This is a genomic window from Alphaproteobacteria bacterium (genome assembly GCA_040905865.1).
Lineage (GTDB): Bacteria > Pseudomonadota > Alphaproteobacteria > UBA8366.
Genome location: JBBDQU010000005.1, coordinates 40019 through 60790 on the forward strand (window position 1 = coordinate 40019; position 20772 = coordinate 60790).

Sequence of the window (20772 nt, forward strand, 5' to 3'; positions counted from 1 at the left end):
CATATTTGGCAATTATCTGCCATCTTGCGGCGGGAGAGCCGGTTTCCTATGACTGGGTCGGTATGGGCAGGAACGGGACCCTGGGGGAGGAATTCTTGGTTCACGCACTATCGCTGGGATTGACGCTGCTTGCGACTTGGCTGCTGCTGTCCGGCGTTTATGAGCCGCTTTACATCGGTTTCGGCGTAGTCTCCTGCGTGATCTGCGTTTTCCTTGCCCGGCGGATGGATGTCGTCGACCACGAGTCGATGCCGATTCACCTGACCTATCGCTATCCGACCTATCTCATCTGGCTGATCAAGGAAATCGTCGTTGCGAACGTGGATGTGACCAGGGCCATCCTGATGCCTCGGATGCCGATCCAGCCGCAGGTCATCCGGGCGAAAGCGACCCAGCACAATGAACTGGGCAAGGTCATTTACGCGAATTCGATCACGCTGACGCCCGGCACCATTACCATGGATATCGATGGCGATGAATTTACGGTGCATGCCCTGACCGATGGCTCGGCGGGCGGTGTTCTGGATGGCGGCATGGACCGCCGGGTGACCGCGCTGGAGCCACGCGCATGATGTTTGCCGCCGCTACGGCCGCTCTGGTGGTCGCCATGCTGTTGGCGCTGCTGCGCGCATTACTGGGACCTACGGTTTACGACCGTGTGCTGGCGGTCAACGCGTTCGGCACCAAGACGATGCTGATGATCGCGGTTCTGGGTTTTCTCTCCGGCCGGCCGGATTTCATGGATATCGCGCTGCTGTATGCGCTGATCAATTTCGTCGGCACGATCGCGGTGCTGAAGTTCTTCCGGTACGGCGACATGGCGCGCCCGGGCGGCCGCGCCGTTTCCCCTGGCGAAGAGGACAAGGGCTGATGGAAATGCTGGCCGATATCGCGAGCGGCGCCCTGCTTGCCGCGGGTTCGTTCTTTATCCTGGTCGGATCCCTGGGCATGGTGCGGATGCCGGACATCTATACCCGCATGCATGCCGTCAGCCTTGTCGATACGCTGGGCGCCGGGCTGTTCCTTGCCGGGCTCATGATCCAGGGCGGCATGACACTGGTCACCGTCAAGCTGCTGCTGATGCTGGTGTTCCTGTTCTTCGCCGGCCCCACGGCGTCCTACGCGCTTGCAAACGCCGCGTGGTCGCAAGGCGTGAAGCCCATGACCGTCGATGACGCCACCGCCGAAAAAGGAGGCGAATCATCGAACCCATAGTCGATATCGTCGTGCTGACCTTCATGGTGCTGACGGTGTTTCTCATCGTGCGGCTGCACAACCTGTTCGCGGTCGTCATGCTGAGCGGTATATACAGCCTTCTGGCGGCGCTGCTTTTCGTCGTTCTCGATGCGGTCGACGTTGCCTTTACCGAGGCCGCCGTCGGGGCGGGCATATCGACGGTGCTGATGCTGGGCGCCCTGTCGCTCACGACCCAGCATGAAAAGGTCGGCGCCCGCAAGCCGTGGATTCCGCTGCTGGTCGTTCTCGTGACCGGCGCGGCACTGGTCTATGCGACTCTCGATATGCCGCATTATGGCGACCCGAATGCGCCGATCCATCAGCATGTGGCGCCGCTCTACCTGGAAGAGGGGATGGCGGAAACCACCGTGCCGAATATCGTTACGGTAGTGCTCGCCAGTTACCGGGGCTACGACACGATGGGCGAGGTGATCGTCGTCTTCACGGCGGGAGTCGGCGTGTGGGCGCTGCTGGCGTTCGGCGTCGGGCCGAAGCGGCGCAAAAAAGCCGGAGACAGCGCATGACCCATCATCTCGTCGTTCGTGTCGTATCCAAGCTGTTGATTCCCTTCATCCTGGTGTTCGGCCTTTACGTCCAGTTTCACGGCGATTTCGGGCCGGGCGGGGGCTTCCAGGCCGGCGTCATCTTCGCCGCCGCCTTCATCCTCTATGCGCTGGTCTACGGGCTGAACAATGCGCGCCGGGTCCTGCCGGATCGCTGGGTACGGATGGGGGCCGCGCTGGGAGTCATCATCTTTGTCGGCACCGGCTATGTATCGCTGTTCCTCGGCCACAATTTCCTGAATTACGACCCGCTGGCGCACGATCCGACGCATGGCCAGCATTACGGCATCCTCGCGGTGGAGCTGGGCGTCGGTGTGACGGTTGCGTCGGTGATGGTGGCGATCTTCTTCGCCTTCGCCGGACGCGGCCACAAGATCGACGAGTTGGAAGGCTGAGCGGCGATGGAATGGCCCGGCCTTTATAACTACTGGATCGTCGTCTTCCTGATGATGGCGGGCCTGTACATCGTCATCGCGCAGGGCAACCTGGTCAAGAAGATGGTCGGGCTCACCGTTTTCCAGGCGTCGGTTTTCATCATGTACATCACCATGGGGAAGGTGACGGGCGGAACCGCGCCGATCATTATCCCGGGCGACAACATCGTCTACGCCAATCCACTGCCGCATGTACTGATCCTGACCGCCATCGTGGTCGGCGTCTCCACGCTGGCGCTCGGCCTCGCGCTGATCGTCCGGATCAACGAAGCGTATGGGTCGATCGAGGAGGACGATATCGAAAAAGAGGAACAGTCCGCCCGATGATGCCGCATCTTCCCGCGCTGCAGATTGTCCTGCCGCTGCTGGCGGCGCCGGTCTGCGTCCTGTTGGGGCACGGCCGGTTCGCCTATGGATTCACCCTGGTCATCAGCTGGCTCGCGTTCGCGATTTCGGTGCTGCTGCTGAATTCCGTCCTCGAAGGCGGTTCGATCAGTTACCAGCTTGGCGGCTGGGCGCCGCCCTGGGGCATCGAACTCCGGGTCGATCCGGTCAATGCCTATGTCCTGATGATCGTCAGCGCGATTGGCGCAATGGTCATGACCTACGCCAGGCCGAGCGTGGACCGCGAAATCCGGGCGGAGCGGGAATACCTGTATTATACGGCGCATCTTCTGTGCCTGGCGGGGCTGCTGGGCGTCACGATTACCGGCGACGCGTTCAATATCTTCGTCTTCTTCGAAATCTCTTCGCTGGCTTCCTACATCCTGATCAGCCTGGGTTCGAACCGGCGGGCGCTGGTCGCGGCGTTCAACTACCTTGTTTTCGGCACAATCGGCGCGACATTCTTTCTGATCGGCGTCGGAATGCTGTACCAGATGACCGGTACGCTCAACCTTGCCGACCTGGCGGAGCGGGTGCCGCCCCTGACCGGGAACCGCACGGTCCAGGCGGGCTTCATCTTCATGGCCATTGGCCTGGCGCTGAAGGCGGCGCTGTTTCCGCTGCACGCCTGGTTACCCAACGCCTATGCCTATGCGCCATCTGTGGCGACGGCGTTTCTGGCCGCCACGGCAACCAAGGTGGCGATCTATGTTCTGATCCGCATTTATTTCACGGTTTTCGGCGCCGATTTCTCGTTCGGCGTGATGTCGCTGGGGGCCCTGCTGCAGATCCTGGCCGTCGCAGCGATGATCGTGGCTTCGCTGATTGCGATTTTCCAGAACGACATCAAGCGCATGCTGGCCTATTCCAGCGTCGCGCAGGTCGGTTATATTTTGCTGGGTATCGGCTTCGCTACGGTCACCGGGTTGACCGGCGGATTGCTGCATCTGTTCAACCACGCCCTGATGAAGGCAGCCCTGTTCATGGCGCTGGGCTGCGTTTTCTATCGCATGGGATCGGTGCGGCTGGAAGCCATGGCAGGCATCGGCAGCCGGATGCCCTGGACGACCGCGTCCTTCGTGGCCGGCGGGCTGAGCCTGATCGGCGTGCCGATGACCGTGGGCTTCGTATCCAAATGGTATCTGCTGCTGGCGACCGTCGACTCCGGCTCGTGGTGGATCGTAATTTTTGTTCTGGCCTCGTCGCTGCTGGCGATCATCTATATCTGGCGCGTCGTGGAGGTTGCCTATTTCTCGCCATCGCCGGAAGGAGCGCCGAAAGGCGAGGCGCCGCTGACGATGCTGATACCGACCTGGATGCTGATCGTCGCCAATGTCTATTTCGGGATCGATACGCGCGTCAGTGTGGGCGTCGCTACCAGGGCGGCTGAGTTCCTGCTGGGAGGGGGATTGTGAGTACCGAATACCTGATCCTTCTGGGGCTGGCCATTCCGCTGACCGGGTCGGTGCTGATCCTGCTTACGGGTAACTGGCCCAACCTGCGGGAATTCGTCACGTTGGCCACGGCGGTATCGCTGTTCGCTGTCGTCGTGCAGCTGGTGCCGGAGGTTAACGCCGGCGGCCGTCCTGGCGTGACCCTGATCCAGTTATTGCCGGGGCTGGAAATCCGCTTTGAGATCGAACCGCTCGGCATGATGTTCGCCTGCGTCTCCTCTGGCCTCTGGATCATCAACTCGTTCTATTCCATCGGTTACATGCGTGCGCATCACGAACGGAAGCAGACCCGCTTCTACGCCTGTTTTGCCCTGGCGATTTTCGGCGCCTTCGGGGTGGCGACCGCAGGGAACATGCTGACCCTGTTCTTTTTCTATGAAGTCCTGACGATCTCCACTTACCCGCTGGTCGCGCACTCGGAAACGGAGGAGGCGAAACAGTCCGCGCGGATCTATCTCGGCCTGCTGATGGGAACGTCGATCGGGCTACAGCTCATCGCCATTGTCTGGACCTGGTTCGCGACCGGCACGCTGGATTTCCGCGACGGCGGGATCATCTCGGGTCATGTGGAGGGTGCGCTCGTCAGCGTGCTTCTTCTGCTTTACATGTACGGGATCGGCAAGGCGGCGCTGATGCCGTTTCATCGCTGGCTGCCGACGGCCATGGTCGCGCCGACCCCGGTCAGCGCCCTGCTGCATGCCGTGGCGGTCGTGAAGGCGGGTGTGTTCACGGTCCTCAAGGTGGTCATTTATATCTTCGGTCCGGCGACGCTGGCGTCGGGCGAGGCGGGCGAATGGCTTTTGTATATTGCCGGGTTCACCGTCATCGCCGCGTCCTGCGTGGCGCTGACCAAGGACAATCTGAAGGCGCGGTTGGCTTATTCGACAGTAAGCCAGCTCTCCTACATCGTTCTGGGCGCCGCCATCGCGACCCCCTGGGCGATCATGGGCGCGGCCATGCACATCGCCATGCATGCGCTGGGCAAGATCACGCTGTTCTTCTGTGCCGGCGCAATCATGGTCGCGACGCACAAGACGAATGTGAGCCAGATGGACGGGCTGGGCCGGAAGATGCCGTTCACGATGCTGGCCTACCTGATCGGCGCCCTGTGCGTGATCGGAGTGCCGCCGCTTGGTGGGTTCTGGAGCAAGTGGCACCTCGTCTCCGGCGCCTTCGACGCCGGCATGTGGCTGGTGGTGACCGTCTTCCTGGTCAGCACCCTGCTCAACGTCGCCTATCTGCTTCCGCCGGTGGTGCGCGCCTTCCTGCTGCCGCCGAAGCCGGAGGACGAGGCGCACGACCACGGGAATGACCACGCGCACGGCGGCGATGGCGGCGCGGCGAAGGGAGGAATCCAGGAGGCGCCGCTATTCTGCGTGGTGCCGCTGTGCCTGACCGCGCTTGGCAGCATCGCGCTGTTCTTTTATGTGGAGCCGCTGATGGGGCTGCTTCAGGGAATTTTCGATGCCGGAGGTTGGACGCGATGACGATCGGCGGGTTTCTCGAAACACTGGTCCGGAACAGCCGCCTGCTGCGGCGGGTCATGTACGGCGTGCTGGCGCTGCTCGTCGTGCTCGATGTGCTGATCCCGACCGGCTACGGCCGGTTCCCCTGGGACGGCATCGGCGGTTTCGGCGCGCTCTACGGATTCGGCGCCTGCGTCCTGATCATCGTCGTGTCGAAGGCGCTCGGATATGCGCTGCTCTACCGTCGGGAAAATTTTTACGATGACTGATGTGGCGATGCTCGACTGGGTGCACCCGTCCTTTGTGCTGATCGCGGGCGCATTGCTGATCCCGGTATTTGCCGGGCGATTGCGGCAGGCCTATCTGTTGCTGTTGCCCGCGGTCACGCTCGCGCTCATCGCGTCGGTTTCGAAGGGCGCTTTCGGAACGTTCCAGTTCCTCGGCATGGACCTCACGATGGGACGCGTCGATTCCCTGAGCCTCGTCTTTGTCTATGTGTTTGGCATCATGCTCGTGATAGGCGCAATCTACGCGCTGCATGTCACCGAGGCGCTGCAGCATGTCGCGGCGTTCGTCTATGCCGGCGCCGCGCTGGGCGTGGTGTTTGCCGGCGACCTGATCACACTCTACGTGTTCTGGGAAGTCATGGCTTTCGCGTCGGTCCTGCTGATCTGGTGCCGCCGCGACCCGGTATCGTGGAGCGCCGGCTGGCGATATGTCATGGTCCACGCCGCAGGCGGCGTGATCCTGCTCGCCGGGATCATACTTTACTACCGCCAGACCGGCTCAATCGAATTCGATGCGATCCGCAATGTCGGTCCCGCCTTCTACCTCATCCTGGTCGGGTTCATGATCAACGCGGCCGTTCCTCCGCTGCATGCCTGGCTGACCGATGCCTATCCGGAATCGACGATCACCGGCGCTATCTTCCTCAGCGCGCTGACGACAAAAACAGCCGTCTACACACTGATCCGCGGCTATCCCGGCACCGAGATGCTGGTCTGGTTCGGCGCGGTGATGGCGATCTACGGCGTTGTCTATGCCGTGCTCGCCAACGATATCCGCCGGCTGCTCGCCTATCATATCATCAGTCAGGTCGGCTACATGGTGGCCGGGGTCGGCATGGGCACCGCCATTGCCCTCAACGGGTCCGCGTCGCACGCCTTCACGCATATCCTGTACAAGGGGTTGCTGTTCATGGGCGCCGGAGCGGTCATTCACATGACCGGCCGCAGCAAGCTGACGGAGCTGGGCGGCATCTACCGCTATATGCCGCTGACCTTCCTGTTCTACATGGTCGGCGCCTTTTCGATTTCGGCCTTCCCGCTGTTCAGCGGCTTTGTCAGCAAGACCATGGTGGTGGAGGCGGCGGCCGTGGACGGTCGCGCGGCGATATGGCTGATGCTGTCGCTCGCATCCGCGGGCACGTTCCTGCACACCGGCCTGAAGCTGCCCTATTTCACGTTCATGGGAAAGGATTCTGGCTTGCGGCCGTCAGAAGCGCCGACCAACATGCTTGTGGCAATGGGCATCGCCGCGTTCCTGTGCGTGTTCATCGGCGTCTATCCGGACTGGCTGTACGCCCTGATGCCGACACTGGTGGATTACCATGCCTACACCGCGGGGCATATTCTCTGGGAACTGCAACTCCTCCTCTTTACCGGCGTGGGCTTCTTTGTGTTGCTGAAACATGTCGGGGGCGAAGCGAAAATCAGCATCGATACGGACTGGGTGTACCGCTGGGCGCTACCCGTCCTGGTCCGTCGGTTCATGGCCAGTCTGCGTGACGCGGGCCGGGAACTGGCGCGCTGGCGGGACGCGGTGCTGCAGTTTTTCCTTGAGCGGATTTTCCGCTACCTGGGCCCCCGGGGTATCATGGCGCGCAACTGGTCTATCAGCGGCTCGGCCCTCTGGGTGATGGTGTTGCTAGGCGGCTATCTGCTGGTCTATTACGTCTGACCGTTAGCGGGTCGCATAGCGGGGTCCCTTGGCCCTGCCGACTCGCGGATGCCGTATCAGCATGAGTCAGACCAGCATTTACAGTTCCAGCAAGACCCAAGGTCGCCGGCAGCAGTACAAGGCGCTGGTGACGCTGCTGCCCTATCTGTGGCCAGCCGGCGAATGGTCGATGCGCGCCCGGGTGCTGGTCGCGCTGGTTTTCATGGTTTTGTCGAAGGTCGTCAATGTCTATGTGCCGCTCCTTTACAAGGACGCGGTCGACGTCCTCAGCGGCGACGCCAGCCCGGTCATCGTCCTCCCGGTCGCCCTGTTGCTGGCCTACGGGCTGGCGCGGCTGGGTTCCGTCGCCTTCGCCGAACTGCGCGAGGCGGTCTTCGCCCGCGTGGCCCAGCGGGCGGTGCGCCGGGCGGCGCTGCGCACCTTCGAACATCTCCACGCGCTCAGCCTGCGCTTCCATCTGGAACGCCAGACCGGCGGGCTGTCCCGGGTGATCGAACGCGGCGTGAAGGGCATCGAATTCCTGCTGTCCTTCATGATGTTCAACATCCTGCCGACCCTGTTCGAAATCCTGATCGTCTGCGGCATCCTGTGGAAGATGTTCGATATATGGTTCGCGGTGGTCACCTTCGTGACCATCGTGTCCTATATCGTCTTCACGCTTGTCGTCACCGAATGGCGGATCAAGTACCGCCGGGAAATGAACGATCGCGACACCGAAGCCAATACCAAGGCGATCGACAGCCTGCTGAACTACGAAACGGTGAAGTATTTCGGCAACGAGACCCATGAGGCCAACCGCTTCGACAAGGCGATGCAGGGCTATGAAAACGCCTCTGTACGCAGCACGGTCAGCCTGTCGGCGCTGAATGTGGGGCAGGGCGGGCTCATCGCTGTCGGCCTTGTGCTGCTGATGCTCATGGCCGGGCGGGGGGTGGTGGACGGGACCATGACCCTGGGCGATTTCGTGCTGGTGAACACCTATCTGATCCAGTTGTATCAGCCTCTTAATTTCCTCGGCTTTGTCTATCGGCAGATCCGCCAGTCGCTGACCGATATGGAAGTCATGTTTGGCGTATTGGATATCGAGGCGGAAATCACCGACAAGCCTGGCGCGGTTGCGCTGCAGGTAAGCGGCGGCGAGGTCACCTTCGACCATGTGGATTTCCGTTACGACGAACGCCGGCCGATCCTGCGCGACGTGTCCTTCACCGTGCCGCCGGGCAAGACGGTCGCTATCGTCGGCCCAAGCGGGGCAGGGAAGTCGACGATCAGCCGTATCCTGTTCCGCTTCTACGATGTCGCCGGCGGGTCCGTGAAGATCGACGGACAGGATATCCGCGATGTGACGCAGGACAGTCTGCGCGCCGCCATCGGCATCGTTCCCCAGGATACGGTGCTGTTCAACGACTCGATCTATTACAACGTCCTGTATGGCCGCACCGACGCCAGCAGGGAAGAGGTCGAGGCGGCGGCGAAGCTGGCGCGCATCCATGATTTCGTCGAGGGGCTGCCGGACGGCTACAGGACCGGCGTCGGCGAGCGCGGACTGAAACTGTCCGGGGGCGAGAAACAGCGGGTCGCCATCGCGCGCACAATCCTGAAAAGCCCGGCGGTGCTGCTGTTCGACGAGGCGACCTCGGCGCTGGACACCCATACCGAAAAGGAAATCCAGGAAAGCCTGCGCGAGGTGTCCAGCAACCGCACCACGCTGGTCATCGCGCACCGCCTGTCCACCGTCATCGACGCGGATGAAATCCTCGTGCTCGAAGCCGGCCGGATCGTGGAGCGCGGCCGTCATGACGCGCTGCTGAAAAAGGGCGGCGCCTATGCGGCCATGTGGAAGAAACAGCAGGAATCCGCCGCCGGCGGCGATACCGCTATAGCACATCAGGTTTGAATGGAACCTTCACAGGTTCCATTCAACCATGATCTGATCTACGGAAATGCAGGGAGAACCCGACAATGTCGAGACTTGAGCCGTTTCACCCGAAGGATATGTCGCCCGAACAGCGGGCCTATTACGAATCCATCGCCGCGCGGCCGAATTTCCGGGACCTGCCGGAAGGCACGCCGCTGACCGGCCCGTATCACGCCTGGCAGCACGCGCCGGCCTATGCGGAAAAGCTGGGCGTGCTGGAACAGTATCTGCGCGTCCAAGGGCTGCTGGAGCCGCGGCTGATCGAACTGACGGCGATCACGGTGGGGCGCATCTGGTCGGCGGAAATCGTCTTCGGCTCGCATGCGCCGGTCGCGGTGAAGGTCGGCATCGACAGCGAAATCGTCGAGGCGATCCGCCACCGCAAGACGCCGGTTTTTGCCAGGCAGGACGAGGAAGCGGTTTATAATTTCGTCCATCGCCTGACGACCGAGCACGAGGTCGACGACGCGACCTACAAGGCGGCGCTGGACGTATTGGGCGAGGCGAAGCTGGTGGAACTGATCGGCGTCGCCGGGCTGTATGTCATGGCGTCGATGACCCTGAACGCCTTCCGGATTCCCGTCCGCCCCGGCATGGCGCGGCCCTACCCGGACAGGCAATAACGGGTTATGCCGCTTTCGGAGGCCGCAGGAAAAGCGCTATCACGGCCCATCCTGCGGGAACCGTCGCCATGCCCAGCAGCATCGGATCGTAACCGCCCAGCCAGTCATTGGCGACGCCCAGCGGCAGCGGACCGACGGAGGCGCCGATCACGCCGATCATTTGTCCCACACCCATGATGCTGCCCAGGTGTTTCAGCCCGAAATAGCGCGGCCACATATAGCCGTACAGGGTAATCGTGAAGGCGTTGCCAAGGCCGAACACGACGGCGTAGAGGATCGCCGTCAGCAGCCCGTCGACCAGCGTCGCGCCGGTCAGGGCGCAGGCCACGATGATCAGCCCGGCGGCGAACATGTAGTGGGTCGGAAAGCGGTCCAGCATGCGCCCGATCAGCGGCATGGTGGCGACCATGGTGATGGCGGAAACGGCGAAGACGCGCGAGGCAATCGTCGCGTCCAGGTCGTGAGTCGCGAATATCGACACCTGGAAGAAATGCAGCGCCGTCACCATCATCGACAGCAGGCATAAACCACCGGCGACGATGTAGAAGGCAGGACCGCGCAGCGCCTGTTGCAGGGTGAGGGACGCATCCTGCCGCGCCGCCCGCGCGGCCAGGGTGACAGCGGTGGCCTTGTCGGCGGGTTCGACCGCACCATCGGGCAGCAGGCCGATATTGGACGGCCTGTCCAGCACCAGGAACAGCACCGGCGTCAGCAGCAGCACCCAGGTCGTGACCCCAAGCCATATCCAGGCCTGCCGCCAGCCGACCAGGTCTATCAGCCATTGCGACAGCGCCGGATGAGCCGCCATCGAGACCGAAAACCCCAGGGTCATCAGGCTGATGGCGAAGCCGCGGTTGCGCGCGAACCACTGCGAGACCAGGTTGGTGCAGATCATCATCAGCGAGCCCTGGCCGAGGAAACGCAGCGCGGCGAAACCGAGCGCCAGCCAGACCATGCCGCCCGCCGCGCCGAAGGCGAAACAGGCGAGGCCGAGCGCCAGCGTCACCAGCAGCAGCACCTTGCGCGCGCCGTGCCGGTCGACCTGCCGTCCCATCAGCGGCAGGCAGAAGGCCGCGCCCAGCGTCGCGAACCCGTAGGCCGAGGCAATGGCGGTTTCCGACAGGCCGAGGTCCCGGCCGATGGGACCGATGAAGACGCTGAAGGTATGCGACTGCCCGGCGCCGCTGACGAAGATGCCCAGCGCGGCGACGCCGAGCATCGCCCAGCCGAAAAAGAAGCGCCGGCCGATCCAAAGCGCCAGCGGCTCGCGAAAACGACCGAACGACATGCAGATTACTCCGGAAATCCGCCCGCAGACTATGCCGCGGCGCGCCGCGCAGGCAAGCGATAGCACGGGATTGTTATACGGCGGCGGGTTGTCGCGTTGCCTGTCCCGTGGCATTGTCGCGCAAAGGCCGGATACGGCCATTTTCCCAACAAAGGAGCCGCCCGATGGCAGAGCCCGTTACGCTGGAAGTCTTTACCGACTACGTCTGACCCTGGTGCTATCTCAGTACGGTTCGTATTGAAAAGCTGAAGGAAAATTTCAACATCGCGGTCAGGCTGGTGCATTTCCCGCTGCACCCGGATACGCCGGGCGAAGGAAAGTCGCTGGAAGACCTGTTCGCCGGCCGGGGCATGGACCTGAAGGCCAGCTATAACCGGATGAAGGGATTGATGGACGCCGAGGGCCTGCCCTATGGCGAGCGTTCGCATACCTATAACAGCCGGCTGGCGCAGGAACTCGGCAAATGGGCCGATAACCAGCCCGGCGGCGAAAAGCTCCACGATGCCCTGTATCGCGGATACTTTGTCGACAAACGGAATATTGGGGATGTCGATGTGCTGCTCGATATCGTCAAATCCGTCGGCCTGTCGGTGGATGCGGCGCGCGAAGTGCTGGAAAGCCGCAGCTTCAAGGATGCGGTGGACGCCGACTGGGCGAAATCGCACCGGTATGGCGTGACCGGCGTGCCGACCTTCGTGGCCGGCGGCCATGGCGTGGTTGGGGCGCAGCCCTATGAGGCTATAGCCCATCTGCTGACCGAAGTCGGGGCCGAACCGCGGGGCTGACCCGCGGACCGGGGAGCGAATGGCGATTTATGTCGATGGCGATGCCTGCCCGGTCAAGGATGAGGTGGTCCGGGTTGCCGAACGGCACGGGCTGACCGTTCATCTGGTATCGAACAGCGGTATGCGGCCGTCGCGCAGCCCGCTGGTCCGGCAGGTCGTGGTCGCGGACGGGCTGGATGTCGCCGATGACTGGATCGCGGAACATGTGGGCCCGGGCGATATCGCCATTACCGCCGATATCCCCCTGGCCGACCGCTGCGTGAAGGCCGGCGCGCGGGTGCTGAATCATGACGGCAAGCCCTTCACGCCGGACAATATCGGCAATGCGCTCGCCGTGCGGAACCTCATGTCGGATCTGCGCGACAGGGGCGAAATCCATGGCGGCGGCCGCGGGTTTTCCAAACGCGACCGGTCCGACTTCCTGCAGGCGCTGGAAACCACGGTGCAGGCCGCCCTGCGGGATGCCGGATAACGGATATCCCGATTCCGGCTCGTCCTTCCGGGTTTAATTTTCTCGTGACGGTGGTAGGGTGGATTCCGTGTTCGTCATGTCGGGCGGTGCCTGGCGTACGGAATGAGGGGGCAGCTATCGGGGGGACATGGAATGCCACGTCAGGTCGTCATCGTACATGGCTGGAGCGACACAAGTTCGTCCTTTGAACCCCTCGCGCGATATCTGCACCAGAACGGATTTGAGGCCGTGCCGATCTGGCTCGGCGACTACCTTTCGATGGAGGACGAGGTCCGGGTGGAGGATGTCGGCCGGCGGATGCAGGATGTCATTACCGATTATCTGGCAGACGGCAGGCTGGCGGCGCCGTTCGACATGATCGTACACAGCACGGGCGGCCTTGTCGCCCGCCAGTGGGTTTCGGCGTATTACGCCGCGGGAAAGTGCCCGGCGCGGCGCCTGCTGATGCTGGCGCCGGCGAATTTCGGTTCGGTGCTGGCCAGGATGGGGCGCAGCTTCATCGGCCGGGTGACGAAAGGCTGGGGCAACTGGTTCGAAACCGGCGAGAGCATGCTGCATGCGCTGGAGCTTGCCTCTCTCTATCAGTACGACCTGGCGCGGCGCGACCTGTTCGTGCCGGAAGGCGCCGGCCCGTCGCCATCGCCCTATGGCAGCGACAAGGTCTGGCCTTTCGTGATCACCGGAACGCATCCCTATCCCGGCAAGTTACGGGCGATCGTCAATGAAAACGGCGGCGACGGCACGGTGCGGGTGGCCGCCGCCAACCTCAACATACGGGGCCGGACCATCGATTTTTCCCATGAATCCCGCAGGCCCCGCGTTTCGGAATGGCGGACGCGGCATGAATACAATGACGGATATGCCTTTCCCTTCGCGATCCTGCCGGACCGGACCCATGCCTCGGTCATCGACCCGGAAGACCCGGATGTGCCGTATAATGCGCCGCGGCCGCACTACACGCTGGACAGCCTGATCCTGAACGCGCTCAACTGCGAGACCTATGCGGAATACCAGGCGCTGGCGGAAACCTGGAGGGCGCTGAATGAGGATACGGCAAGTCTCGCCGACGATGCGGATGCGCGTGTGGCGCGCTTCGGTCGCGACGACGACCCGGACCATTTCCACCAGTATTTCCAGATCGTCGTCGACGTCGTTGACGACAGCGGCCGGCCGGTTGACGATTATTTCCTTGAGTTCTTCGCCACCGAAAACGACGAGGACGTGTCGGACGCGGTTTATTTCCATTCGGAAGTCCTGGAGCATGTGCATGTGAACGCCAGCCTGCCGGCGCGGCGCTGCTTCTTCATCGACAGGAACGACCTGATGCGCAATTTCTACGGCGGCCAGGACTCGGCAAGGCTGCTCTGCCTCAGCATTTCCGCGCAGCCGCCTGGACCGAATGTGCGGTATTTCGACGATATCAGGTGGGGGGCGCGGCAGCATGTGGTCATCCATGGCGAGGATGACAGCAACCGCTGGCTGAAACGCAATTCGACGCATTTCATCCGGGTCGTCATCCCGCGCAACCCGGCGGATAGCGTCTTCACGCTGCGGCGCGCGCCGTAAAGCACCCTCAGGCGGTTTTCAACAAACCCTTCGGCGAGGATGAATAACCTGTCAGCGTCCGTTCCGCGTGGTGCAGCCGCCAGGACAGCATCTTCTGGGCATATTCCAGTACGCGGCCGGTATAGGCCGGGTCTTCGGCAAGGTTGCGGAACTGGTTCGGATCGTCCTTCAGGTCGAAGAACAGCGGCGGCAGCGCATCGAAATGGACGTATTTGTAGTCCGCGTCGCGGATGATCGACATGCCGCACTGGTCGACGGACAGGCCGAAGGGCGGGGCGCTGTCCGCCACGTCGTAATTGGGCCGGAAATCGTATTCGTAATGCGCCTCCGTGCGCCAGCCGGCGGGGGTTTTCCCGGCCAGGAACGGTAGCAGCGAGGCGCCCTCGCAGCTTCGCGGCCTGTCCCGGCCCAGCCAGTCGAGGATCGTCGGCATGACATCGATGGATTCCGTGAAGGCCTCGACGATATCGCCGCGTGCGCCGTCCGCCGCCGCGCGCGGGTCGCGGATGACCAGGGGGACGTGGAAGGATTCATCGAAATAGCCCTGCTTGCCCAGCAGGTAGTGGTCGCCCAGCTGTTCGCCGTGATCGCTCGTGAAGACGATCAGGGTATTGTCGTACTGGCCGCTTTCCTTCAGCCAGGCGATGACGCGGCCAATATGTTCGTCGACCTCCTCGATCAATCCGTAATAGGCGGCGCGCATGCGGCGCACGGCGGCGTCGTCCATGTCGCAGCCCAGTCCCGCGCCGTCGCGGAAGAACTTGTCCTGCCCGACCTTGCCGAGCTGATGGTCCAGCAGCGGATGCTGCGCCGCTTCCGCCTCCGGGCTGGCGGCGCGGACCGGCGGCGGCACTTCGGCCGGATCGTAGCGCGCGTTGTAGGGGTGCGGCGCGATGAAGGGCGGGTGCGGTCGCCAGTAGCCGAGATGCAGGAACCAGGGCTTGCCCTCGGCCCCTTTCAGGTAGGCCAGTCCGTGTTCGGTCGTCCATGTCGTATCCGAATGCGCGGCGTCGACCCGCGACGGCGCCATGGTGGCGCCGGGGCCCGCATCGCCCGGTTCGGCGGGCAGCCAGATGTCGTTGGGATTTGCCGGTACGTCGACGCCCCGCTGGCGCAGCCAGTCGAAATAGGGCCGCCGGCGCGGTTCCAGCGACGCCACCACGCTCCAGCCCGGCATCATGTGGCCGAGATCCGAAAACCGCGGGTCGTTCGGCGAGGTCGTTCGCGGGTCCGGGGCCGTCGAGGTATATCCGACCAGCGCCGGGTCGTAGCCCGCTTCGCGCAGGGCGTCCGCCAGATTGTAATGCCGCGCATCCAGGGGCACGCCGTTCTGGACCAGCCGGTGGTTCATGACATATTGCCCGGTCAGCAGCGACGCCCTGGCCGGTCCGCAGGGCACACCCTGGGTATAACTGTTGCGGAAGGTAACGCCGTCACGGCACAGCATGTCCAGGTTCGGCGTCCGGATGCAGGGATGGCCAAGCACACCCATCGTATCGCCGCGCCACTGGTCGACGACGATAAGCAATACATTCTTGATATCCGGCATGTTGGCTTCCCCCTTTGTTAGAGCACATCAGGATTGAACAGAACCACAACGGGTTCTGTTCAATCCTGTGAAGGTGCTAGATCTGATCTAACGGCAGCGGGAGTATAGGCACGGTCCGCCGCTGTTCGACAGTGAAAGTGCTGTTAATCGACCGGACAGGACCCCGAGGCAGGCGCATTATCGTTTTGTTGCCAGCGGCACCGGAATACCCTAGTTTCTCGCCGCCCGGGGCGTAGCTCAGCCTGGTAGAGTGCCTGCTTTGGGAGCAGGATGTCGTTGGTTCGAATCCAGCCGCCCCGACCATGTTTCACGGTTCCGGAAGGAGCCTTCCGGGAACCCGCAAGCGGGTGGACGTTCGGGGAACGAAGCGAAGGAAAGTGACGCCAATGGAAGTTCGTATTTTTGCGCCGTCGAAGAACGCCATGCAGTCCGGCCGCGCCAAGACCGGCGGCTGGGTCATCGAGTTCGAACCCACGTCGCGCGCGGATCCGGATCCGCTGATGGGCTGGGCAAGGTCGACCGACACGCGCCGCCAGGTGCGGCTGAACTTCGATACGAAGGAAGAGGCCATTGCCCATGCCGAACGCAATGGCTGGACCTATACGGTGCAGAAACCGAAGGAACGCCGCATCCGGCCGAAGGCCTATGCGGACAATTTTTCCGTGAACCGGACCCAGCCCTGGACGCACTAGGCGTTACGCACGGATCATCCGGGATCCCGTAGCTCAACCGGATAGAGCATCGGATTTCTAATCCGACGGTTGCAGGTTCGAGTCCTGCCGGGATCGCCACTTCTTCCGACGGTTACCTGACTTCGGCGACCGCCGCTTCGGCGAAGCGCATGTCGATGCAGGCATCGTAGGGGATCGGCTCGGCGATCAGCCCGCCGGACAGCAATGCCGTGCTGAGCCGCTCGAAGCCCTCGCGCGGCAGAATCGGATTGCGGCCCCAGATTCCCAGCGACTTGTAACGGTCGATGGCGGCGTTGAGAATTTCCGGCGGGCAATCGGGAAAGAAACCGGCCAATGCCGCCCCGATCTCCGCGCCGGAATGGGCATGCAGCCATTTCTGCGCGCGATACATGGCGCGGGTCATGCGGTGCAGTTCGTCGGCTTTCTCGTCCAGCGTCCGGCGCACCGTGTAGAGCGTCGTATAGGTGCAGGGGCCCCGGTTCGCCGCCGCATACCAGATATGCCCGGCGCCGCTGCTGACGAGTTCCTCGACGGCGGGCTGGAATATCTGCGCCACGTCGATCGAGCCGGCCCGCAGCGCCGCCGCATTCTCCGCCATCGTGCCGTCGGCGATTCGGGAAATGCCGGCGGGGTCGATGCCCGCGCGGCGCAGGTCGTCCTGCAGGCACATCCAGGGCGTCGGTACCTCCGAAACCGTGGCGACAGTGACGCCGGTCAGGCCCCTCATGGTGAAATCCGGGTTCGGGCGGTTGCCGACCAGGAAGAACGGGTCGCGGGTCACCGCTTCGCAGAACCCGACAAGATCCAGATTCGCATCGCGGTCACGGTTCATCAGGATGCGCATCGGCCCGCCCCAGTAAACATCCGCCTGGCCGGCGCCCAGATGGGTCGCGACCTGATCGAGATCCGGGCTGGTGCCGAGCCGCACATCGACGCCCTCGGCTTCATAGGCGCCCAGCGCATGGGGCAGGTAGAAGGGGGTGTAGAAGACGGCGCGGAAGGATTCGTAGACGGTGATCGACATGGCGGTGTCCCTGATGTTCCGGTTGCTGTCGTCAGGTTGCCATCGTGCGCCGCCGATGGCTATAGCACATCAGGTCTGATTGGAACCTGGAGTTGTCTACCCCTTCGGCGGCGCCATTCCATCGGGATCGGTCTTGTGGACCCGCCGTGTCATGAAGGTGCCGAGCCCGGTGGCGACGATGTCGCCGCTATCCGTATGCACGTCGCAGCGCACGGCGGCGGAGCGCGATCCCGCGCGGACCACATCGGCGGTCCCGGTCAGCCGCTTGCCGGTCGCGGGGGCCAGGTAATTCACCTTCAGTTCCAAAGTGGCCATCGGCCGCAGCCGCGTGTCGTAATTGCCGCCGGCCGCCGCCGTGGCCATCGCCACGTCGATCAGCGAGGCGATGACGCCGCCCTGCACCACGCCGCGCAAATTGCGCATTTCCGCCTTGATATCCATGCCGACGACGGCGTGCCCGTCCTCCATGACCTCATATTCGACGCCGAGCCATTTGCGAAAGCCTTCATCCGGCATGTCCGTTTCCCCCGATACTGCTGTGACGTAAATCCTGCGCGGATTGTCCGGACTGGCAGGCGGATTTGCAAATGCATTTATAGGCCTTGACCTTCCAGTTTATGGAAGGTCCATATGTTTCGAAGGGCGGCCGGCGATTCCGGCGGTGAAAGGAACAATGGAATGGATGGCGAAACGGGCATGCGCGACGCGCTGGCGCCGACGGATGCGGAAACGGTGCGGTTCCGCGTCGAGGGGATGAGCTGCGCCGGCTGCGTCGGCAATGTGGAAAAGGCGCTGGCGGGCGTGCCCCGGGTAAACAGGGTGTCGGTCAATCTGGCGACGGGGCTGGCCGATGTCGGCGGAAACGCGGCGATGGCGGATCTTCTCGCGGCGGTCGAGAAGGCGGGCTACCACGCCGTCGCCGATTCGAATATCGAGGATGTGGACGCGGTCGCCGCGCGCGACCGGCGCGACGGGCTGACGGTGCTTGCCGCCGCACTGCTGACCCTGCCGCTGGTGGCGCCGATGGTCGCCGCCCCTTTCGGATATCATGCGATGCTGCCGGGCACGGTCCAGCTTGTCCTGGCCGCTATCGTGCAACTCCCCATCGGCTGGCGGTTCTATACCGGCGCGGCGAAAGCGCTGCGCAGCGGCGTCGGCACCATGGACGTGCTGGTCGCCCTGGGCACCAGCGCCGCCTTCGGCCTCAGCGTCTACAACCTGTTCACCATCGGCGAAGGCGCCCATCTCTATTTCGAGGCCTCGGCGGCGATCATTACCCTGGTGCTGTTCGGCCAGTGGCTGGAAAAGCGGGCGCGGCAGGGCACCTCGCGGGCGATCCGCGAACTGATGCGGCTGCGGCCGGACACCGCGCTGGTGGAACGCAACGGCGAAGCGAAGCCGATTCCGGCGGCGCAGGTCGTGGCGGGCGATATCGTCATCGTGCGGCCGGGCGAGCGTATCCCGGTCGACGGCACGGTGCTGAAAGGCGAAAGCGCGGCGGATGAATCGCTGCTGACCGGCGAAAGCATGCCGGTCGACAAGCGGCCCGGCGACCCGGTGACCGGCGGCAGCGTCAATGGCGATGGCGTGCTGCGGCTGCGCGCCACCCGCGTCGGCCGGGACTCGCTGCTGGAGCGGATCATCGCGATGGTCGAGGGCGCGCAGGCGGCGAAGCCGCCGGTGCAGCGGCTGGTCGACCGGGTCGCGCATGTCTTCGTGCAGGCGGTGGTCGCCGTGGCGCTGGCGACGGGGATCGGTTGGGGATTTGCCGGGGCCGGGGCCGAAATCGCCATCATTACCGCCGTCGCCGTGCTGGTGATCGCCTGTCCCTGCGCGCTGGGGCTGGCCACGCCGACGGCGATCATGGCCGGCACCGGCGCCGCCGCGCGGGCCGGAATCCTGATCAGGGACGCGGTCGCGCTGGAACGCGCCGGTTCGGTCACGGCGGTGGTCTTCGACAAGACCGGAACCCTGACCATGGGTACGCCCTCGGTGACCGATATCGTCGCCGCCGACGGCGAAGCAGACGGGTTGCTGCGACGCGCCGCCGCCGCCCAGCAGGGCAGCGAGCATCCGCTGGCGCAGGCTGTGCTGCGCGCGGCGAAAGACGCCGGCCTGTCGCTGCCGATACTGGATTCGTTCAGCCGTATCGGCGGCAAGGGGCTTCGGGCGACCCTGGGCGGGGAGACGCTGCTGATCGGCAACCGGGCGCTGATGGCGGAGGCAGGCGTCGATACCGCGGCACTGGAAGCCCGTGTGGCGGCGCTGGAAAACGCCGGCAAGACCGTCATGTGGGTTGCGCGGCAGGGCGCCGGGATCGACGGCGTCATCGCGGTGCAGGATGCCCTGCGGCCGGGCGCCGCCGAAGCCGTGTCGGTGCTGTCGTCACGCGGTATCAGAACGGTCATGCTGAGCGGCGACAACCGGCGCACGGTCGCGGCGATTGCGGCGGGACTGCATCTCGACCGGTTCGAGGCCGAGGTCCTGCCGGAAGACAAGGCCGCTTTCATTGCGGAACTGCAGGGGCAGGGGCTTGTGGTCGCCATGGTCGGTGACGGGGTGAACGACGCGCCCGCGCTGGCGGCGGCGGATGTGGGCATCGCGATGGGCGGCGGCAGCGATGTGGCGATGGAGGTCGCGGCGGTCACCCTGATGCGGGGCGACCCGCGCCTGGTCGCCGATGCGATCGCGATCAGCCGGGCGACCGCGCGGAAGATCCGCCAGAACCTGTTCTGGGCCTTCATCTACAACACCATCGGTATCCCGCTGGCGGCCGTTGGCCTGCTGAGCCCGGTCTTTGCCGGAGCGGCGATGGCGTTCAGCAGCGTCAGCGTGGTGTCGAACGCGCTGCTGCTGACGCGCTGGAAACCGGTTGCCGCGACCGCGGCGGAAAGGACGAAAGCATGAATATCGGCGAGGCGGCAAAGGCGTCCGGCGTGCCCGCCAAGACGATCCGCTACTACGAAAGCGTCAACCTGATACCCCCGGCGCAACGGACCGGTTCGGGCTACCGCACCTATGGCGGCGACGATATCGCCCGTTTGCGCTTCATCCAGCGCTCCCGCAGCCTGGGATTTTCCGTCCGCGACGTGGCCATGCTGCTCGACCTGTGGGGCAACCGGGCGCGGGCCAGCGCCGAGGTCAAGGCGCTGGTGACCTCCCATATCGACGAAATCGACTGCAAGATCGCGGAACTGCGGTCGATGCGCCAGACCCTGCAGGACCTCAGCGACCGTTGCCACGGGGACGACCGGCCCGATTGTCCCATCCTGGACAGCCTTGCCGGCGGGTGACTCCTGAGTAGCGTACGGAATTGTTTGATTTCGTACAGGCATTCCGCCGATGATGGCGGGCATGCA

Annotated in this window: 22 protein-coding genes and 2 tRNA genes; 20 read left to right on the forward strand and 4 right to left on the reverse strand. The window is 63.8% G+C overall.

Annotated elements, in window-relative coordinates:
• The first annotated feature begins 95 nt into the window (after positions 1-95).
• The 12 genes from WD767_01115 (at position 96) to WD767_01170 (ending at position 10037) form a co-directional block, all read left to right on the forward strand.
• Complete coding sequence (locus tag WD767_01115; protein ID MEX2614672.1) at positions 96-572, forward strand: Na+/H+ antiporter subunit E; 477 nt, start codon at positions 96-98, stop codon at positions 570-572.
• The gene (locus WD767_01120) at positions 572-871 is read left to right on the forward strand and encodes an MrpF/PhaF family protein (GenBank protein MEX2614673.1); all 300 of its coding nucleotides are present in this window, start codon (positions 572-574) and stop codon (positions 869-871) included. Before WD767_01115 ends, WD767_01120 begins: the two co-directional genes overlap by 1 nt.
• Positions 871-1215, forward strand: coding sequence for a monovalent cation/H(+) antiporter subunit G (mnhG, locus tag WD767_01125; GenBank protein MEX2614674.1), 345 nt, complete (start codon positions 871-873; stop codon positions 1213-1215). Before WD767_01120 ends, mnhG begins: the two co-directional genes overlap by 1 nt.
• 11 nt (positions 1216-1226) lie before the next feature.
• A complete protein-coding gene (locus WD767_01130) occupies positions 1227-1760 on the forward strand; it encodes a DUF4040 domain-containing protein (GenBank protein MEX2614675.1) in 534 nt (177 codons plus the stop codon).
• Positions 1757-2194 carry a Na(+)/H(+) antiporter subunit B gene (locus tag WD767_01135; GenBank protein ID MEX2614676.1) on the forward strand — a complete coding sequence of 146 codons (438 nt, stop codon included), beginning with the start codon at positions 1757-1759 and terminating at the stop codon, positions 2192-2194. The genes WD767_01130 and WD767_01135 overlap by 4 nt, the downstream gene beginning before the upstream one ends.
• A 6-nt stretch (positions 2195-2200) precedes the next feature.
• A complete protein-coding gene (locus WD767_01140) occupies positions 2201-2560 on the forward strand; it encodes a cation:proton antiporter subunit C (GenBank protein ID MEX2614677.1) in 360 nt (119 codons plus the stop codon).
• Positions 2557-4032 carry a monovalent cation/H+ antiporter subunit D family protein gene (locus WD767_01145; protein ID MEX2614678.1) on the forward strand — a complete coding sequence of 492 codons (1476 nt, stop codon included), beginning with the start codon at positions 2557-2559 and terminating at the stop codon, positions 4030-4032. Before WD767_01140 ends, WD767_01145 begins: the two co-directional genes overlap by 4 nt.
• The gene (locus WD767_01150) at positions 4029-5558 is read left to right on the forward strand and encodes a monovalent cation/H+ antiporter subunit D family protein (protein MEX2614679.1); all 1530 of its coding nucleotides are present in this window, start codon (positions 4029-4031) and stop codon (positions 5556-5558) included. The genes WD767_01145 and WD767_01150 overlap by 4 nt, the downstream gene beginning before the upstream one ends.
• The gene (locus WD767_01155; protein MEX2614680.1) at positions 5555-5806 is read left to right on the forward strand and encodes a hypothetical protein; all 252 of its coding nucleotides are present in this window, start codon (positions 5555-5557) and stop codon (positions 5804-5806) included. The genes WD767_01150 and WD767_01155 overlap by 4 nt, the downstream gene beginning before the upstream one ends.
• A gap of 7 nt (positions 5807-5813) precedes the next feature.
• Positions 5814-7496, forward strand: coding sequence for a Na(+)/H(+) antiporter subunit D (locus tag WD767_01160; GenBank protein ID MEX2614681.1), 1683 nt, complete (start codon positions 5814-5816; stop codon positions 7494-7496).
• A gap of 61 nt (positions 7497-7557) precedes the next feature.
• Positions 7558-9393, forward strand: coding sequence for an ABC transporter ATP-binding protein/permease (locus WD767_01165; GenBank protein MEX2614682.1), 1836 nt, complete (start codon positions 7558-7560; stop codon positions 9391-9393).
• Positions 9394-9458: 65 nt separating this feature from the next.
• Entirely contained in the window at positions 9459-10037 is a 579-nt protein-coding gene (locus WD767_01170) for a carboxymuconolactone decarboxylase family protein (protein MEX2614683.1), read from the forward strand.
• A gap of 4 nt (positions 10038-10041) precedes the next feature.
• Here the strand turns inward: WD767_01170 and WD767_01175 are convergent, their stop codons facing one another.
• A complete protein-coding gene (locus WD767_01175; protein ID MEX2614684.1) occupies positions 10042-11325 on the reverse strand; it encodes an MFS transporter in 1284 nt (427 codons plus the stop codon).
• A gap of 164 nt (positions 11326-11489) precedes the next feature.
• Between WD767_01175 and WD767_01180 the strand changes: the two genes are divergently transcribed.
• The 3 genes from WD767_01180 to WD767_01190 all read left to right on the forward strand — a co-directional run bounded on the left by WD767_01180 (position 11490) and on the right by WD767_01190 (position 14148).
• Positions 11490-12110: a DsbA family oxidoreductase gene (locus WD767_01180; protein ID MEX2614685.1), complete on the forward strand. Its 621-nt coding sequence runs from the start codon at positions 11490-11492 to the stop codon at positions 12108-12110.
• A 19-nt stretch (positions 12111-12129) separates the two neighbouring features.
• Positions 12130-12582 (forward strand): YaiI/YqxD family protein, encoded by a 453-nt coding sequence (locus WD767_01185; GenBank protein MEX2614686.1) that lies wholly within the window; start codon positions 12130-12132, stop codon positions 12580-12582.
• 132 nt (positions 12583-12714) lie between these two features.
• Positions 12715-14148, forward strand: coding sequence for an alpha/beta hydrolase (locus tag WD767_01190; GenBank protein MEX2614687.1), 1434 nt, complete (start codon positions 12715-12717; stop codon positions 14146-14148).
• Between the two features lie 7 nt (positions 14149-14155).
• Here the strand turns inward: WD767_01190 and WD767_01195 are convergent, their stop codons facing one another.
• Entirely contained in the window at positions 14156-15697 is a 1542-nt protein-coding gene (locus WD767_01195; protein ID MEX2614688.1) for an alkaline phosphatase family protein, read from the reverse strand.
• Positions 15698-15923: 226 nt separating this feature from the next.
• Here WD767_01195 and WD767_01200 point away from each other — a divergent pair.
• From WD767_01200 to WD767_01210, 3 genes are all read left to right on the forward strand, one after another.
• A tRNA-Pro gene (locus tag WD767_01200) sits at positions 15924-16000 on the forward strand.
• Positions 16001-16083: 83 nt separating this feature from the next.
• Positions 16084-16389 (forward strand): ETC complex I subunit, encoded by a 306-nt coding sequence (locus WD767_01205; GenBank protein ID MEX2614689.1) that lies wholly within the window; start codon positions 16084-16086, stop codon positions 16387-16389.
• Positions 16390-16411: 22 nt separating this feature from the next.
• Positions 16412-16488 (forward strand) — tRNA-Arg (locus WD767_01210).
• Positions 16489-16501: 13 nt separating this feature from the next.
• Here the strand turns inward: WD767_01210 and WD767_01215 are convergent.
• On the reverse strand, positions 16502-17413 hold the full coding sequence (locus WD767_01215) for an ABC transporter substrate-binding protein (protein MEX2614690.1): 912 nt from the start codon (positions 17411-17413) through the stop codon (positions 16502-16504).
• 96 nt (positions 17414-17509) lie between these two features.
• Positions 17510-17929, reverse strand: coding sequence for a PaaI family thioesterase (locus WD767_01220; protein MEX2614691.1), 420 nt, complete (start codon positions 17927-17929; stop codon positions 17510-17512).
• A 162-nt stretch (positions 17930-18091) separates the two neighbouring features.
• Here WD767_01220 and WD767_01225 point away from each other — a divergent pair, with 162 nt between their 5' ends.
• On the forward strand, positions 18092-20320 hold the full coding sequence (locus WD767_01225; protein MEX2614692.1) for a heavy metal translocating P-type ATPase: 2229 nt from the start codon (positions 18092-18094) through the stop codon (positions 20318-20320).
• Positions 20317-20706: a Cu(I)-responsive transcriptional regulator gene (gene cueR, locus WD767_01230; protein ID MEX2614693.1), complete on the forward strand. Its 390-nt coding sequence runs from the start codon at positions 20317-20319 to the stop codon at positions 20704-20706. The genes WD767_01225 and cueR overlap by 4 nt, the downstream gene beginning before the upstream one ends.
• The last annotated feature ends 66 nt before the right edge of the window (positions 20707-20772 follow it).